This window comes from Enterobacter cloacae complex sp. 2024EL-00227 (genome assembly GCF_043945315.1).
GTDB classification, from domain to species: Bacteria; Pseudomonadota; Gammaproteobacteria; order Enterobacterales; family Enterobacteriaceae; genus Enterobacter; species Enterobacter roggenkampii.
Genome location: NZ_JBIMQP010000007.1, coordinates 66,347 through 82,476, shown reverse-complemented (window position 1 = coordinate 82,476; position 16,130 = coordinate 66,347). Strand labels below are relative to the sequence as shown.

Below are 16,130 nucleotides of genomic sequence, written 5' to 3'. Positions count from 1 at the left end.
GGTACTCATTTCAGATTAAGGATGTTAACCACGGGCGGCATAACCCGGCCATAGTCGTTTATGGTTTGCCAGCGTATTTCGCAGCGAGGCGCCTTCTGGCACTCGTCCATTGTTCGCTGGCTAAAAGGGGCAATGATGCCCGCGTTATCAATGGATTTGTTGTTAATACGCGTCTGGAAGAGCGTCACGTAGTAGGGGGTCGGGTTCTTCACCACGAGCTGGTTTGCTGAATATGACCAGAGGATTTCCCGATACGCGTTTTCTGGATTGCCGTTTAATCCCTCAGGGCGATAGAACACTTTGAAGCTCGAACGTACGGCCATTTGCACGTTGTCGCTGCTGGTCTTACTGGCTGGAATGGTTGAGATGCTGAGGGTGAAAAGCGTTTCACGGTCAGCAGGCAACCCCTCATCGGCACGAAAAATCCTGATGCTATTTTCGCGTCCGCCCTGTAGTGCAAAAAGCGCGGGCGTTGCAACAAGCGCCGAGGTCGCCTGGGGGACAGAGGTTGCCCCTGGCCAGTTTCCGCCAGCATAAATTTTTGCGCTGACCAGCCAGGGAAGCGTGGATTTATTGCGCACTGAAACGGTAATGGAGTGCTGTTTTTCAGGATAGACGAAGCGTGTCCCCCCTATCACGACGCCTGCATGCGCAAAAGAGATGAACGTTAAGATGGCTAAAACAGGGATCAGGATGCGCAGTTTCATCACGGTGTTATCAGGCATAAGTCAAAATAAAGGTTGCTGCAGCATTGGCTGTTCCGGGCGATACAGCGCCTCCGTCAGCAAGATAACGGGCATAAAAATCAAGGGTGGCAGTAAGCTGGTTATTTGACAGCGTAAACAGCTGGCTTTCATCGCCCAGCGGTATAAGCGTTTTGTCCGGATTATAAATACCGATAGCCACGCCGCTGGCATAACCCGGACCGCCTGTCAGCGAAAGCAAATCTGCGTTGCCCTGATTGGGTGTGCCTTCAAAATGGGTACTGATGTTATTCAACCCTGCGCCGCAGTTTTCAAGATTGATAGCAAAATGTTCCCATGGCGTATTATTTTTCTGGTTCGTAAATTGCCCTGTGGCGACGTCGCTCATACGAACGATAAGATTTTCCGAATCAGGCGATATGATGCAGGTTTTGCTTTTTACGGTGCCTACAATATAAACGGTCCCGTCGTGCGCCATTGTACTCGCACTGCCCAGGTGCATCAGGATGATGCAGAAGAAAAATAACCGGAGAAACGGTTTCATTCATATTCCTTACTGATAAAGCAGGTCAAAATACATAACGGCAGTCGCATTTCCTGACGTCACAACGGGCAGCGTGGATTTATAGTGCAAATAAAACGTGAGCGTGTTATCCCCCGGCAGCAGCGGATAAAGCGAGGACTCCGTATTATTGATCGGTATTGGGGTGCGATTGGAATCCAGTAGCTCAACGCCGAGGCCCGTTGCCATCCTGCCAGGCGTTCCCTTTCCGTTATCTGAAAGTGCCAGCAATGTCGGGTTGTTCGCATCCACATTCCCGGTAAACCAAACTTTGGTGCCGGTAATGGCGCGGGTACAACCTTTCAACGTGATATCAAACTTTGTATCCGGCGTTGTGGTGCCAACCGACGGGAAATCATCTGCGGTAAAGTCACCGAGTTCGACCGTCTGCTCAACGCTGCCTGTGTCGACGTTGCAGGACTCCCCCACGATGGTGCCGATAAACTGCACATTGAAACTGTCATTTTCTGCTCTGGCTGTCTGTAAGGACAACGCCAGATTTGCCAGCAGAAACAGGAGAAAATTGCGCTTTTTCATCACCCAATCCTTATGCGAAATCAACGCGTAACAAGGCCAGAGCGGTGAACACGCCCAGTTCCGGGGAATTGCCCGTTGTGCTGATTGGATATGCTTTCAGCGTCACGTTGGCCTTGCCCGCCTCATCAGTCGTAAAAGGTGCGCTACTTGAAAAGACATTCGGTTTCAGTATGTTGTCTTGCTCACTGGTAACCACGACGGCAACATCAGGATTATCCGATGCCAGTGCTTCCGGGTAGCGAGGGTCCGATGTGCCCATAACGCGCAAGGTTAATTGTGCCGGCGAGTTCACGTCAGCATTACATTCAATGGGCACATTGAAGGTTTTGGGCTGAGCGTTGTCCGGCATCTGCCCGGCGCGCGTAAAATCACCGTGATAAAGAGAACCCAGATCTACCGTTACGGTTTGCCCGGCATTAATGACGCAGTTTTGCGGCACGGTAATAACGCCACTGTAGGTAATCTGGTAGACAATATTGGTCAGGCGATCGTTATTCGTCGTGGTGACGTACACATTGAACATCAATTTTGGCGGGATAACCACGGTGCCGATAAAAGGCCTGACAATTTGTAATTTAAAGATCAGGTCATTATCGTTGACCGGGAAAACGCCGCCGGTATCCACTTCATCGTGGCCGCCCATGTGAACGTACTCAATGGGGGGATAAAACTCACCAATGGTTGCGTCATTTATTTTCATGGCGCCAATAATATAATCCGGGTCAAGCTGGAGATATTTCCATTCACCATCCGTTTTGACGACCGGAAAAGGGCTCAAATAGGAGCGATAGGTGCGTTTTTCCCACTCACCCGGTGGACAGGTGGCGTTAACCTGCACATCCTGATTTTTTTCCAGCTCTGTGGAGCCACCTTTAATGTTCTGATTGGTGTTCAGCGTGGTGGTCAAATCATAGTTAACAATCGAGATGCCACCGTTAGCATTTTTACAAATATCGGCTATTCCATAAGGTGAGAATGCCAGCCCGACCACATAAAATAAAATCATCCATAATTTCATTTATATACACTCCGTTTTCAACCGCAGCAGCGGCTGTTTACTTTCAGGTAATTGATACTTCACGCTACATTGCTTGTCTGACCCTTCACCCCACTGAATTTTCAGCGTTCCCGCCGGGCTCAGGCCAGAGAGATAGACCTCTCCGTCTTCACCCACAATCGTATCGCTGCCATTGTCATCACGTGACACCATGGCGCCGAAAGGAACGGGTTTGCCCCGATGGGTTAAGGTCATTAACGCACGCGTACCAGGCCGGGCTTTGAAGGTTGCACGCACAACCGCGCCACGGGTTGGGACCACATTGGTTACGGCATCATCGATATCCATATCGTCAGCCAGTGAGTTGATGTCCAGTGCCATGCGGTTGAGATGATACGAGGACGCGTAGGGAACCACGGCATAGCCTCTCCAGTCGGTATGAATACCTGGCTCGTTCTCGACCTTGACGTTACTCGCGCCCGGAGCGGCAATCAGCACGTTGGTATCACCCAGCGGCTGGCTAAGGGTGATGCCGTTCCGGTGAGCAATGACGCCGCCGCTCAAACCGTAGTTCACCTGCTGGTAGTCGCCGTTTCCGCTGTAGTTATAGCCCACGTTCGCATTGCCATAGGCGCTATCGTATTCAAGGCTGCTGGAGCCTTGTGATTTTGTCCCCTGGCTTGAATACCCTTCCTGAACGCTGTAGCTCAGGTTGTTATCCTCAAGCAATGTGCCGTTGATCCCGGCATTTTGCGAGGTTTCACCCTTTTTGTCGGTGCTGATGTTGTAGGTGGCATAAGCATAGTTATGCTTCTGGCTGACATCGTTTTGTGGACGCAGCCACAGGCTCAATGGCAGCGACAAATTCAGCGCGTAAATCTCGTCGCTTTTCGACATGCCCGGTGATTTGTTGTAGTTGTAGGACAGGCTGTAGGACACATCTTTAATGGTCCCGCTAAAGCCTACCTGGAGTAGCGTATTTTTTTCATCGGTATGCCAGTAGGTCTGTTGGCTGCCCGTGACAAAGAGCGAACCTGCATGACCAAGCTGCTGAGAGATGTTGAACTGAACCTTTCCTCGCTTGGTGTAGTACAGATTGTAATAATCCATCCAGGGATTTTGCTGTTCGGTATCGTTGTCCTCGTGGTCACCTGTGTAGCCGCGCATTTGCTTATAGGCTGTTTCATCCAGGGAATAGAATCCCGAGGTCGAGTACCGGTAGCCCAGCAGCTGAAAGTTAGTGCCGAGGCCGTTAAGGGATTTTGCATACAGAAAACGGATCGATTGCCCTGAATGCGTGCTGTCATCCGCCAGCGTGCTCTTCGCGTGAGTCACATCCGCAGAGATAGCGCCCAGTTCACCCATATTCAGGCCGGTTCCGAATGCCAGCGAGTGGTAATCGTTGGTTATCTGCGATCCGCTATACAGCGTGAAGCCATGCGAAAGCCCCCAGATTAGAGACCCCTGAACGAAATTAACCTCATCCTGTTGATCGCTGCTGCTGCGGTATTCGGCCGCTGTTAATGCGTACTTTACGCGGCCTTCACGCTGGAGTACGGGAACGGTGGAATACGGCACGGAATAGCTGTTGATGCTACCGTCAGATTCTTTTACCTCAACACTGAGGTCACCGCTTGAGGACGTGGGAAACAGGTCGCTAATCGCAAATGCACCCGGTGGAACATAGCTTTGATAAATGGTGTAGCCATTTTGCTTAATGGTTACCTGAGCATTGCTTTTTGCGATACCCCGGATCGTGGGCGCGAAACCCTTCAGGCTATCGGGCAGCATATTGTCATCAGAGGCGATTTGCGCACCGCGAAAAGGGAGGCTGTCAAATACGTCTGATGGGGTGTAGCTGTCGCCCAGCGTCAGTCTTCCTTTCAGCGGAATGACCGCGCGTTCAACATAGGTATTAATGTGCTGCCAGTTGTCGCTGCGTGAGTCATCGCTGTTGTGATAATTCCAGCTTGAGTAATCTCTTAACCGCCACGGGCCAAGGTTTAATCCGCTGTTAAGTCCGAGGAAATAGCTTTTACTGGTTGAGTTGCTCTCCCCCCGATCGCGGCTACGAGAGCCGGTGAAGTTATAATTCAGCAGGAGGGCATTAATGCCTTCATCCCATTGTTCAGGCGGAATATATCCGCGTGCGCTATTCCTCAGGGCGGCTTGCGGAATACTGATATCCAGCCGCTGATGCTCAAAGTCAAAGGTAGTTGATGAGGCGGGAATGATTGACGCAATATCAATACAGCTGTCCGTTTTTTCCGCCGTCAGGGCAGGAAACGCCTGAAGGTTAACGCCCAGGTTTTCCAGCGCTTTTGCTGATAAACAGGCGGTCAGACCGGTATCATCCGCCTGCGGTTGTGCCGTCGACGCCGTATTTCTTGCCGTAAAGGTGATATCGCGAGTCGCCACAAACGCCCCGTTAAGCCAGAGATCGACACGATAGACGCCAGGTGCCTGGCCATTGGTGGAAAACCGCGACAGGTCAGCAACGGCAGAGGGATCGCTAGACAAAAATGCCGGGTTGAAAAAATATTCTGCACTTGCATCTGATGGCGATAGCAATCCTGCTATCGCCATCGCCACTGGCGTAAGGGATGTTAAAGAAAATGTGCTAAAAATCAGTGAAGTATTACGTTTCATCTCTTTTCCCTGCAGTAAATGCTAAGTACTTCCTTCCTTGAAGACAAAATGCAGGTCTGCTATTTCATTTCAGGTTGTTAATGGGAACAAATCTGCGTAGGGGTATTTGCGCCGAAATCATTCACTGTCTGGAATTTCACACTGCCGGAACCGCCGCCGGGGATATCCACCGTCAACGTGTTTTTAGGTGCGACCATTGAATTGGGAAGACGGGTTCCCCCAACAAAGAACTGCACCAACGATACGTAATACGGTGATGGATTCGTTATGATGACTTTTCCATTTTCTGTCCGACACGTCAGCGTTTTGGGCGCATCCACGGAAAGGGATGTTAATTTCTTAGGGCGAATGAATAACTTAATCACACTCTGTGTTGCTATTTGCAGCGTATTGCCCTGAAGCTTATTTTTATCGACAGACGGAATAGCCTTGCTGTTCAGATAGAAAACAGTTTCGCGATCGGCAGGAAGGTCGGGGCCGATATACATAATACGCAGCGTGTTCTCTTTCTTGGGGTGGATAACAAACAACGGTGGCGTAAGGATAAAGTCTGGTGACTTGATACCCTCAACGTTGGCTACCCATGATTGTATTAAGAACGTATTGTCTGCCGACGAATTGATCACCGGTAATGAAACCTGTTTATCCCCCTGCGGATAAATGACGCGGGTAGCCCCTAAAGCAATTCCACCTGCTGAGGCATTCGTTGCCAGACCCATTGTCAGCAGCAACGTACCAGCCATCATCAGGCGAGACAAAGACGTAGGTGATGTGTTCATTTGCATTGTTCCCTCAATTCTCATGACGAGGCACTCGGGCCTCTGAGTGTTTTACTGGTAGACGACGTTAAACCATACCTGGGCGTCGGCCGTACCAGCCTGAACGTGCGGTTGTGTGGAGCGGTATTTCGCCATAAAACGCAGAACATTGGCGCCGTTCTGCAAGGGGGCGTACCAGGGCGGGGCTGTATCCGGAATAAGTAGATGACCGGTTGCGTCAAATATTCCCACACCAATCCCCTGCGCTGCGCCTGCGCCATAACCTGCGCGAAAAATTTGCGGGTCTTTTGCATCGGACTCGCCGCTGAACAGTACGCCCGCACGTTGACTGACGCTGGTATCGCAGTCTTCTAGCGTTATCTGAAAGGCTGTTGGTGCTGCCCAATCGCCCGTTGCGGCAAATTCGTTATTGCGTATTTGGCCCATACGCACAATCTGGTCCTGACTTTCTGCACTGACGGAACAGCCGGTGTTGACGACTTGCCCCTGAAAATGCACGCTTCCGTCGTCAATTGCCGAGGCGGGCAGTGCAACGCACAGCAATACGCTGAAAAACAGCACTGATTGCCTGGTGACCTGTCGCATAGTGACTCCGTTTCGATGGATCGGCAAAACACCCCCGAATCAGATTCCGAGGGTGTTACTGCTGCTAACGAATCAGGAGTAAACCATCTGGAATGTTGCAGTCGAGGATACGTTACCCGGCGTGGCCGCACCGGTAGCGATGTAGTCAACGCTCAGCGGGATGGTGTTCTCGCCATTGATCAGCTTCACGTTGGAGGAGGTATCACCGATATTGAGTACGTTACCATCCGGTCCGAACAGTTGCAGTGCGACGTTAGTTGCTGAGCCAGCTCCCGCTGTGTTAGCCAGTGAACCTGCCAGTGCTGCGTCTTGCTGACCGTTGAAAATCACAGCGGCGTTCTGGCTTACCGTGGTGTCACAATCTTCCAGAACGATTTTGAAATCTTCTTTCTGGTTCGCCTGCATTCCTTTTGTCGTCAATTTCACAGTACGAACCTGGCTCAGCGTTACAGTCTGATCTACGGAGTCAGCTGCGACCGAACATGCAGCATTAACAACCTGGCCAACGAAGTTAACCGTACCGCCAGAAACCGTGACGGTGTCTGCCTGTGCGTTCATCGCTACGCCACTTACCATTGCCGTTGCAATGACCATTGCTAAAACGTGCTTTTTCATACAAATCCTTTTAAATAAACATCTTTCTGTCAAATTGAAATTGAGTAAAAGCTATATGCTTTCACAGCGTGAACTTGAATAACGTTTAACAAGTTCCGTTATTTAGAATATGCATTTCGCATAATGGACGGGCTTATTGAAAAGCTCTTTTCATCATGTTTATGATGTTCCGCGGCAGGTATTCTAGGAGTCGTGAAATATTATTTCAATGTATGGTGGTATAATATGCCGTTAGTTTTTTTTAGGTATAATATTAGAATTAATTAATATTTTTGAATGATGTGAGTGGTGGTGTTTTTACCGGATTTTAACAATGGGCGCCCTGTTTGCGGTCAAATAGATAAAGGTGGTGTATGGATATCGGTTTGGTTGCAAAAAAATCATGTAAGAGAAAAGGAACTTTATAATTTTAAAAGTATAAATGTATGTCTGAAATATAATACTATTATTTCAATTTGTAATATTTATACCAGAAAAATGAAATCCCCCTCGGTTAAGAGGGGGGATTGATCAGATCTCTTCTACGCGCACTCTGAGTGCTGCCAGCGCTTTACGTGCCGCTTTTAGCACCTGCTCACACTGCTCAATGGTCAGCGTAAGCGGCGGTTCAATACGAATGGTTTTTGCGTTATTAAGCGTTCCGGCCACCAGCACTCGCTGCCTGAACATCTCGCTCGCGAAGCTGTAGCCGATTTCGTTATCAACGAACTCAATCGCCATCAGCATCCCTTTGCCGCGCGCTTCCTGCACAAGGTCAGGGTATTCCCGGCCCAGCTGGCGGAAGCCGTCCAGCAGCATGTCGCCTTTTTGCTCCGCCTGCGCAGGCAGGTTTTGCTCCAGCAGCACGTTGATGGTCGCCAGCGCCGCCGCACAGGCCAGCGGGTTACCGCCAAAGGTGGTGGTATGCAGGAACGGATTGTCGAACAGCACCGAGAAAACTTCTTCGGTGGCGACCGTCGCGCCAATCGGCATCACGCCGCCGCCGAGCGCTTTCGCCAGGCACAGAATGTCCGGCTGCACGTTTTCGTGCTCGCAGGCGAACATCTTGCCGGTACGCCCCATGCCGGTCTGGACTTCGTCGAGGATCAGCAGCGCGCCAAACTCGTCGCACAGCTGACGCACGGCAGGCAGATAGCCCTGCGGAGGGAGGATGACGCCGCCTTCACCCTGAATGGGCTCCAGGATCACCGCCGCCACGTCATCGCCGGTTTTACGGCATTCACTCAGCACGGTGCGCATGGCGTTAATGTCGCCGAACGGCACGTGGCGGAAGCCCGGCAGCAGCGGCATAAACGGTTTGCGGAAAGTGGATTTCGCGGTCGCCGACAGTGCGCCGAGGGATTTACCGTGGAACGCGCCGCTGGTGGCGATAAAGGTGAATTTCCCGCGCGGTGACTGGTACGCTTTGGCGAGCTTAATCGCCGCTTCGACCGATTCTGTGCCGCTGTTGCTGAAGAAGCTGTATTTCAGTTTGCCGGGCGTTAAGGCCGCCAGCGTTTTCGCGAGCATGGCGCGAAGCGGGTCGAGCAGTTCCTGGCTATGGAGAGGTTGTTTCGCAAGTTGATTCTGTACGGCGGAAACCACAACTGGATTACGGTGCCCCACGTTGAAAATTCCAAAACCTCCCAGGCAATCGATAAACTCCTGTCCCTGGGTGTCGACAAGCGTGTTGAGACTTCCCGCTTGCCACTCTACGGCTCCGTAATCCCCGCCGGCGGTAACAGATTTGCGATACTCCAGAAACCCTGGATTGACGTGCTCTTTAAAGTAATCGATGACCTCACGGTTAAGTTGTTTCATCTCCTCATGATCAAGCGTTCGCTTCTCAATGAGATTCAGTGCGTGCGCGGTACAGGCAAGAGCCGAGGCGCTGGAAGGTAACCTGTTCAAAATGTGCTCCCGGGGATCGCGTATCACATGATACTGGTTTAAGTATTGCAGGGATTACGCCACTTCAGAGGCCTTAACGAAAATCGGGATAAACGCCAGGTTAAAATAATGTTGCACAATATTTAATCATGCCGATAGAAGCCAAACGGGATTTAGCGGTACGGGGCAGCAAGTATTAAGAAAGGGGGGAAGAGCGTCGCTGCACTAAAGAGGTGCATACGCTGCAACTTAAGCGGGCATTAACAGGTCATACTTTGTCGGTAATTTCTCTACGAAAGTATTTGAAATCAATGAATTAAAATATCGTACAAAAAGTATGGTTTAAGTCAAATCTGCGATCTTCATCAAGTTTAACAACTAAAGATAAATTGTTTACCGCCGAAAAAACATTGACCCACAAAATTAACATTCAAATAACCTGCAAGGGATGCTCACGATGTCCTCTCCAACCTATGTCACCCAGAATGAATATCCTCTGGACGATGACACCACCTTAATGTCTACCACAGACGTCCACAGCTACATCACCCACGCCAACGACACCTTTGTTCAGGTGAGCGGCTATCAGCTCGATGAGCTGACGGGCCAGCCGCACAATATGGTGCGCCATCCCGATATGCCAAAAGCTGCGTTTGCCGATATGTGGTACACGCTGCAGCAGGGCGAGCCGTGGAGCGGGATTGTCAAAAACCGGCGCAAAAACGGTGACCACTACTGGGTGCGTGCTAACGCGGTGCCGATGGTGCGTCGCGGGCAGGTGACGGGCTATATGTCGATTCGCACCAGAGCCACAGCGGAAGAGATCGCCGCCGTGGAGCCGCTCTACCGGGCGCTGAACGACGGGCGCTGTAAAAAACGTATTCACAAAGGGCTGGTGGTGGGAAAGGGCTGGCTGGGTAAACTCCCGGCCATGCCGCTGCGCTGGCGCGTGCGCAGCGTGATGGCGGTGCTCTTTGCCGGACTCGCCGCCACGCTGGCCGCCACCTCCGCAGGCTGGTTACCGCTTGCCGCCGCTGCGGTGGTGATGCTGATGGGAACGCTGCTGTTTGAGCAACAGATTGTCCGCCCGATAGAGAATGTGGCGCGACAGGCACTGAAGGTCGCCACCGGCGAGCGCAACAGCGTGCAACATCTTAACCGCAGCGATGAGCTGGGCCTGACGCTGCGCGCGGTAGGACAACTTGGCCTGATGTGCCGCTGGTTGATCAATGACGTGTCGAGCCAGGTGGTGAGCGTCCGTGACGGGAGCGACAGGCTGGCGCAGGGAAATGAAGATCTGAACGATCGGACTCGTCAGACCGTCGCGAACGTGCAGCAGACCGTCGCGACAATGAACCAGATGGCCGCGTCCGTTCAGAGTAACTCCGAGACCGCCGCCGAGGTGGACAAACTCTCCGTGGCCGCCAGCAGCGCGGCGACGAAAGGGGGCAACGCGATGCAAACCGTGGTTAAAACGATGGATGACATTGCCGACAGCACGCAGCGCATTGGCTCGATTACCTCTCTGATTAACGATATCGCGTTCCAGACCAATATTCTGGCGCTGAACGCGGCAGTTGAAGCGGCAAGGGCAGGGGAGCAGGGTAAAGGGTTTGCCGTGGTCGCGGGCGAAGTCCGTCATCTCGCCAGCCGCAGCGCCAGTGCGGCTAACGATATTCGTAAACTCATTGATGCCAGCGCCAGCAAGGTGCAGTCCGGCTCTGAGCGGGTTCACGCCGCGGGCCGTACGATGGATGATATCGTTGTGCAGGTGAAAAACGTGACCCAGCTTATCGCCCAGATCAGCCACGCGACCTCCGAGCAGGCAACCGGCTTATCAGAGCTAACCCGCGCGGTAGCTGAACTCGACAGCATCACGCAGAAAAACGCCGATCTGGTCGAGGAGAGCGCGCACATTTCGGCCATGGTGAAGCACCGCGCCGGACGCCTTAAGGATGCGGTGACCGTGCTCCATTGAGTCAGTCATGTTCCAAAAAAACCGTTTATACCGTAGGGAATAAACGGTTTTTTATTTTTCTGATTGTGACTATTAATGGGGTTTGTTGTTAATTTAATATTAAATAACTAAAGAAAGTGCCTCAGTTATTTATTCCTGCCTAAGTCAGTTCTTCAGAATGCTATTTCGAAAATACCCCGTTTGGCGGTCTGGTAACGATCGATGAGGCCATATTAATAGCCTGCACCTATGTATTGTGAGGGTTATGAAATAAAAAAACGATCAAACTCATAAAGTTAGCGAAATCGTTACCGATAACAGCGATCGTCTGAGAAATAATCACATCGATGGAGAAAATATGTTCTTTCATGACGTAAAGATCGGCACGAAATTATTTCTGGCGTTTGGGTTCTTTATTGTCCTGATGGCGATCAGCGCAAGTGTGTCTTTGCTGAGCCTGAACCGGGCAAATAATGGGATGCAGTCCATTGTTACCCATGACTATCCGACCACGGTAAAAGCGAACCAGTTAATTGATAACTTCCAGGAATTTATTAGCACTCAACAGCTGATGCTGCTGGACGAGCAGGGTACCTACACGGGGCAATCTCAGCAGCGCCTGAAAGAGATCAGCGAGCATATCACGGTGATCCTGGACGAGCTGAACACCGCGTTGCAGGATCAAAAGTCTCAGCAGGTGCTGGCGGAGATCCGCAGCGTGCGCCAGCAGTACCTGGATTCACGCTACCGCATTCTGCAGGCGGTGCAGAACAACAACCGTGCGGGCGCCATACAGGAAATGATGACTACCACCCTCGCCGTGCAGCAGGCTTATAAAGCGAAGGTGAAGGAGCTGATCGCCATTCAGAACAGCGAGATGCAGCGTGCGGGTACGCAGGTGGAAGGGGATTTCAGGTCTAACCGTCTGCTGCTGATCCTGCTCACGCTCTTTAGCGTTGCGGCAGGCAGCCTGATTGGCTGGTTTATCGTGCGCGCTATCACCCGCCCGCTCGGTGAGGCGGTGAATTTTGCAAAAGCCATTGCAGAGGGCGATCTGACGGGCAGCATTACGCCGCACGGCAAAGACGAAACGGGCCTGCTGCTGCATGCGCTGATGGAGATGAAGACGCGACTGCTGGACATTGTGCAGCAGGTGCAAACCGGCTCGGAGAATATCTCCAGCGCAGCCGCGCAGATTGTCGCCGGGAACCAGGATCTGGCCGCACGCACGGAAGAGCAGGCCAGCTCCGTTGAACAGACTGCCGCCTCGATGGAGCAGATCACCGCCACGGTGAAAAATACCGCCTCGCATACCGGTGAAGCGACCAACCTTTCTGCCGATGCCGCCACGGTGGTCAAAAACAACGGTGAGATGATGAAGCAGGTGACCAGCAAAATGCGCCTGATTAACGAGACCTCCAACCGGATGTCCGACATTATCGACCTGATCGACGCTATTGCGTTCCAGACCAACATTCTGGCGCTGAACGCGGCGGTGGAAGCGGCGCGCGCCGGTGAGCACGGCCGCGGCTTTGCGGTGGTGGCAGGAGAGGTGCGCCAGCTTGCTCAGAAGAGCGCGTCGTCTGCCAGCGAAATCCGCGAGCTGATTGAGAGCTCCACCAGCCAGACCCAGGACGGGATGAACCTGGTCGAAAAAGCGAGTGGGCTGATCAACGGCATGGTTGGCAACGTGGAGGAGATGGATGCGATCCTGCGCGAGATCCGTCAGGCCAGCCATGAGCAGACGGAGGGGATCTCGCAGATCAACAGCGCGATTGGCCTGATTGATGCCACTACCCAGCAAAACTCCGCGCTGGTGGAGGAATCCGTCGCGGCGGCGGCATCGCTTAACGAACAGGCGATGCACCTGAAAGAGCTGGTACGCGTCTTCCGCGTGAGCGAGCACGCACTGGCTTAATCCAGCTGGGAGATCTCCAGCGCCGCGCGGTCGATTACGCCGATAATCTGCTTAAGCTGCGCGTCGCTGAGCTCTCCCTGATTCACCTTCAGGTCTAATACCGCCTTGAAGTTATCCAGCGCCCGCTTCATCTGTGGGTTTTTGCGCAGCTGAAAGCCGACGCTGCGCGCTTTGATACGCACCTGTATCTGTTCCAGCTGTTCCCGGTTTTCGTCCAGCCAGCGTTGTCCTTCAGCGGTAATCGCAATGCGCTTACGCCCGTTCTCTTCTTCTGTAATGGTGATAAACGCCTGATCCTGCAAATAATCCAGGGTTGGATAGATGACGCCCGGGCTCGGGGTGTAGTTCCCCTGGGTCAGGTTCTCGATCTCTTTAATCAGCTCATAGCCGTGGCTCGCGTTGCGGGTCAGGATATCCAGAATCACCAGCCGCAAATCGCCGTGGCCGAAAAAACGCGGCCGACGTCCGCCGCCCTCGTGTTCGTGTCGCATAGTATTCCCTTTTTTTTTGATATATCTAAACTATATCTAAGATATATTCAGATGCAATCTAAAAGATCTTGCATTTTTCCTTATTAGTAATCATTATCATTTGAAAATTGATTTAGATATATCGTATTCACCAGAAAAGGGTCTAAAAATGGCATCTACTCGTTATCCACAGCGTGTTCGTAATGACCTGCGTTTTCGCGAGCTGACGGTGCTCCGCGTTGAGCGCGCCAGCGCGGGTTTCCAGCGCATTGTTTTAGGCGGCGAGGCGCTGGAGGGCTTTAGCTCCCGCGGTTTCGACGACCATACCAAAGTCTTTTTCCCGGCACCCGGGACGACGTTTACGCCGCCGGTGGTCACCGATGAAGGCATCGACTGGGGCGACGGCGTGCGTCCGCAGGCGCGCGACTATACGCCGCTATACGATGAGGCAAATCATGAGTTGGTTCTCGATTTCTTCATTCATGACGGCGGCATTGCCAGCAGCTGGGCGGTTGAGGCGAAAGCGGGAGACAAGCTGACCATCGGCGGCCCGCGCGGTTCGCTGGTGGTGCCGGAGGATTACGCCTGGCAGCTGTACGTGTGCGATGAATCCGGCATGCCCGCGCTGCGCCGACGCTTAGAGAGCATTGCTCAACTGCCGGTTCGCCCGGACATACACGCGGTCGTGACGGTTGGGGATGAATCGTACCAGGACTATCTGGCGGACCTGAGCGCGTTCAATATCACGTGGGTGGTGGGCCACAGCGAGCAGGCAGTCGCTGACCATCTGGCGGCGCTGACCGTTCCGGAGGACGATTACTTTATCTGGCTGACCGGGGAAGGGAAGGTGGTGAAACGCCTGAGCCGTCAGTTTGAAACCGACGCCATTGACCCACAGCTGGTGCGTGCCAGCGCATACTGGCACGCCAAATAATCAGGCTGCCGAATCCAGCTGCGCTTCGCTCACCTGATGTTCGAGCGAGGCGCGGACCTCGTGCAGCGCTTTCTCCTGCTGAGCAAAGTACGCTTCCATATTGCTCAGCGACGAGACCAGCAGCCAGGACTCCTCTTTCTCCAGCTCCGCCAGCTCGTTCACTAAAATGTCGATTTGCTCGCGAACCTGCGCCATTTTTTTGCGGATACGTTCCAGATCGTTCAGCCTGTCGCTTGCCATCAATGGCTCGAAGCCCTGCTGCAGGCGGGCCACCAACGAACGAATGGCTTTCACATCGCCGCGCTGCTTCGCCTGGTTAAGCTGTACCATCATGTTGTTGGCTTCTTCTTTCAAATCGTCCGCCACCAGATCCGGGTGGCAGAGCTTGCTCGCCTGCCGCCAGAGACGCTTGAGCTCGTTCTGGTCCTCTTGTGAAAGATGCTTACCTTTGCGCAGCCGCACTTCGGCATCGTGATGCTGTTCGCGATACTTCTCGTACTCTTCGTTCGCCTCGTCGCGCGCCTGACGCGCAGGCTCCTCTTCGCGCGTTAAGCCGCTCTCCAGCTCCAGCGCTTCGGCCAGCAGGTTGGCAATCAGATTGCTTTGCTGCTCCAGATGCTTACGCGCCTCGGCGGCCTGCACGGAGTCCGCCGGGAGATCGCGCCAGCGCTGGGTCAGCGTCGCCAGCACCTCTACCGCCTGCGCCATATAGTGCTGGCAGCGACGGTAATCCTCCTCGCGACGACGCGCTTCCGCCTGCTGACGACGCAGGTTCAGCTCCGCCAGCGTTTTACGCAGGGCGAGGATCTGCTGCATCAGCGGCCCCAGGCGGGAGAAATAGAGATCGTTGAACTCATCAAGCTGCTGCACCCGCGCGTTGCGGCGGTCAATCAGATCGCGCAGACGCTCTTCCAGCGCCTTCAGCTCCAGCTTGCTGGCCGCCACCTGCGGATCGCGCCACGGCGTCACGGCGCGCTGGCCCTGCAGCCAGGCGGTAATGGCCGCCATGGCCGCGGTGTAGTTCTTCTCCTCAAGCGCCACGACGATTGCCTGTAGATCATCGTCAAACGCTTCATTTTTCAGGCGTGTCAGCTGGCTCTGGATGATGTCGTCATCTTCCAGTTCAATGGCATTTTTAATGATTTCTAGCCGTTTGATCGGTGTGCTCATGATGCCTTTCGCTTTGGCGCTTAAGTATTTGAGTTAAGGTTAGTTGTTGTAAAAGCTACAGGAAATAATACACACGGATGATGATCGGCGCGATGGGGGATTTCTTTAGTTTTTAGGGTTTGTGAGGGTGAGCGGCAGGCCGGACTATGTGTGATTAATTACGTATGTGCTTGCATAGGGTGCAGCAAAAATCAGAGGCGGGATACAGCCTGGCGAATGCTTGGGGGAAAACTCAGGGGACAACAAGGGGGCACCCGTTATTCAGCCAACAAAAAAGCCACTCAATCGAGTGGCTTAATCATATGATTCTACAGCTTAAATTTGATATCCCCTGCTGGACTAGAACTCGCGACCTGGCGATTCTGAGCTCCATTTTAAAGATTT

General features: G+C 52.9%; 14 protein-coding genes. 3 read left to right on the top strand and 11 right to left on the bottom strand.

What is annotated here, in order from left to right; genetic code table 11:
* Positions 1-5: 5 nt before the first annotated feature.
* The 9 genes from ACHH0Z_RS13820 to ygjG form a co-directional block, all read right to left on the bottom strand.
* Positions 6-707 carry a fimbria/pilus periplasmic chaperone gene (locus ACHH0Z_RS13820; protein ID WP_045407083.1) on the bottom strand — a complete coding sequence of 234 codons (702 nt, stop codon included), beginning with the start codon at positions 705-707 and terminating at the stop codon, positions 6-8.
* Positions 708-717: 10 nt separating this feature from the next.
* On the bottom strand, positions 718-1,248 hold the full coding sequence (locus ACHH0Z_RS13815; RefSeq protein WP_023294617.1) for a fimbrial protein: 531 nt from the start codon (positions 1,246-1,248) through the stop codon (positions 718-720).
* 9 nt (positions 1,249-1,257) lie between these two features.
* The gene (locus ACHH0Z_RS13810; protein WP_021242355.1) at positions 1,258-1,803 is read right to left on the bottom strand and encodes a fimbrial protein; all 546 of its coding nucleotides are present in this window, start codon (positions 1,801-1,803) and stop codon (positions 1,258-1,260) included.
* Between the two features lie 10 nt (positions 1,804-1,813).
* On the bottom strand, positions 1,814-2,821 hold the full coding sequence (locus ACHH0Z_RS13805; protein ID WP_008503167.1) for a fimbrial protein: 1,008 nt from the start codon (positions 2,819-2,821) through the stop codon (positions 1,814-1,816).
* Positions 2,822-5,449 (bottom strand): fimbrial biogenesis usher protein, encoded by a 2,628-nt coding sequence (locus ACHH0Z_RS13800; RefSeq protein WP_045407004.1) that lies wholly within the window; start codon positions 5,447-5,449, stop codon positions 2,822-2,824.
* 77 nt (positions 5,450-5,526) lie between these two features.
* Positions 5,527-6,234, bottom strand: coding sequence for a fimbria/pilus periplasmic chaperone (locus ACHH0Z_RS13795; RefSeq protein ID WP_008503169.1), 708 nt, complete (start codon positions 6,232-6,234; stop codon positions 5,527-5,529).
* Between the two features lie 45 nt (positions 6,235-6,279).
* Positions 6,280-6,813: a fimbrial protein gene (locus ACHH0Z_RS13790; protein WP_021242352.1), complete on the bottom strand. Its 534-nt coding sequence runs from the start codon at positions 6,811-6,813 to the stop codon at positions 6,280-6,282.
* A 72-nt stretch (positions 6,814-6,885) separates the two neighbouring features.
* On the bottom strand, positions 6,886-7,428 hold the full coding sequence (locus tag ACHH0Z_RS13785) for a fimbrial protein BcfA (RefSeq protein WP_008503171.1): 543 nt from the start codon (positions 7,426-7,428) through the stop codon (positions 6,886-6,888).
* Positions 7,429-7,938: 510 nt separating this feature from the next.
* The gene (gene ygjG, locus ACHH0Z_RS13780) at positions 7,939-9,318 is read right to left on the bottom strand and encodes a putrescine aminotransferase (RefSeq protein ID WP_008503172.1); all 1,380 of its coding nucleotides are present in this window, start codon (positions 9,316-9,318) and stop codon (positions 7,939-7,941) included.
* A 436-nt stretch (positions 9,319-9,754) separates the two neighbouring features.
* Between ygjG and ACHH0Z_RS13775 the strand changes: the two genes are divergently transcribed.
* On the top strand, positions 9,755-11,275 hold the full coding sequence (locus ACHH0Z_RS13775) for a PAS domain-containing methyl-accepting chemotaxis protein (protein ID WP_045407000.1): 1,521 nt from the start codon (positions 9,755-9,757) through the stop codon (positions 11,273-11,275).
* 337 nt (positions 11,276-11,612) lie between these two features.
* Positions 11,613-13,172: a methyl-accepting chemotaxis protein gene (locus tag ACHH0Z_RS13770; RefSeq protein ID WP_045406998.1), complete on the top strand. Its 1,560-nt coding sequence runs from the start codon at positions 11,613-11,615 to the stop codon at positions 13,170-13,172.
* Here the strand turns inward: ACHH0Z_RS13770 and ACHH0Z_RS13765 are convergent.
* Positions 13,169-13,663: a PadR family transcriptional regulator gene (locus ACHH0Z_RS13765; RefSeq protein ID WP_008503175.1), complete on the bottom strand. Its 495-nt coding sequence runs from the start codon at positions 13,661-13,663 to the stop codon at positions 13,169-13,171. The two genes, ACHH0Z_RS13770 and ACHH0Z_RS13765, sit on opposite strands and share 4 nt — an antisense overlap.
* 148 nt (positions 13,664-13,811) lie before the next feature.
* Here ACHH0Z_RS13765 and ACHH0Z_RS13760 point away from each other — a divergent pair, with 148 nt between their 5' ends.
* Complete coding sequence (locus tag ACHH0Z_RS13760; protein WP_045406995.1) at positions 13,812-14,576, top strand: siderophore-interacting protein; 765 nt, start codon at positions 13,812-13,814, stop codon at positions 14,574-14,576.
* On the opposite strand, the gene ACHH0Z_RS13755 is transcribed toward ACHH0Z_RS13760, so the two are convergent.
* A complete protein-coding gene (locus ACHH0Z_RS13755; protein WP_023326128.1) occupies positions 14,577-15,746 on the bottom strand; it encodes a molecular chaperone DnaJ in 1,170 nt (389 codons plus the stop codon).
* Positions 15,747-16,130: the final 384 nt, after the last annotated feature.

Excerpts from the sequence above, each read along its gene's own strand:
- ACHH0Z_RS13805 (WP_008503167.1), bottom strand. The coding sequence starts at position 2,821 with ATGAAATTATGGATGATTTTATTTTATGTGGTCGGGCTGGCATTCTCA.
- ACHH0Z_RS13765 (WP_008503175.1), bottom strand. The coding sequence starts at position 13,663 with ATGCGACACGAACACGAGGGCGGCGGACGTCGGCCGCGTTTTTTCGGC.
- ACHH0Z_RS13800 (WP_045407004.1), bottom strand. The coding sequence starts at position 5,449 with ATGAAACGTAATACTTCACTGATTTTTAGCACATTTTCTTTAACATCC.
- ACHH0Z_RS13785 (WP_008503171.1), bottom strand. The coding sequence starts at position 7,428 with ATGAAAAAGCACGTTTTAGCAATGGTCATTGCAACGGCAATGGTAAGT.
- ACHH0Z_RS13795 (WP_008503169.1), bottom strand. The coding sequence starts at position 6,234 with ATGCAAATGAACACATCACCTACGTCTTTGTCTCGCCTGATGATGGCT.
- ACHH0Z_RS13820 (WP_045407083.1), bottom strand. The coding sequence starts at position 707 with ATGAAACTGCGCATCCTGATCCCTGTTTTAGCCATCTTAACGTTCATC.
- ACHH0Z_RS13790 (WP_021242352.1), bottom strand. The coding sequence starts at position 6,813 with ATGCGACAGGTCACCAGGCAATCAGTGCTGTTTTTCAGCGTATTGCTG.
- ACHH0Z_RS13770 (WP_045406998.1), top strand. The coding sequence starts at position 11,613 with ATGTTCTTTCATGACGTAAAGATCGGCACGAAATTATTTCTGGCGTTT.
- ACHH0Z_RS13760 (WP_045406995.1), top strand. The coding sequence starts at position 13,812 with ATGGCATCTACTCGTTATCCACAGCGTGTTCGTAATGACCTGCGTTTT.
- ACHH0Z_RS13775 (WP_045407000.1), top strand. The coding sequence starts at position 9,755 with ATGTCCTCTCCAACCTATGTCACCCAGAATGAATATCCTCTGGACGAT.
- ACHH0Z_RS13810 (WP_021242355.1), bottom strand. The coding sequence starts at position 1,803 with ATGAAAAAGCGCAATTTTCTCCTGTTTCTGCTGGCAAATCTGGCGTTG.
- ACHH0Z_RS13755 (WP_023326128.1), bottom strand. The coding sequence starts at position 15,746 with ATGAGCACACCGATCAAACGGCTAGAAATCATTAAAAATGCCATTGAA.
- ACHH0Z_RS13815 (WP_023294617.1), bottom strand. The coding sequence starts at position 1,248 with ATGAAACCGTTTCTCCGGTTATTTTTCTTCTGCATCATCCTGATGCAC.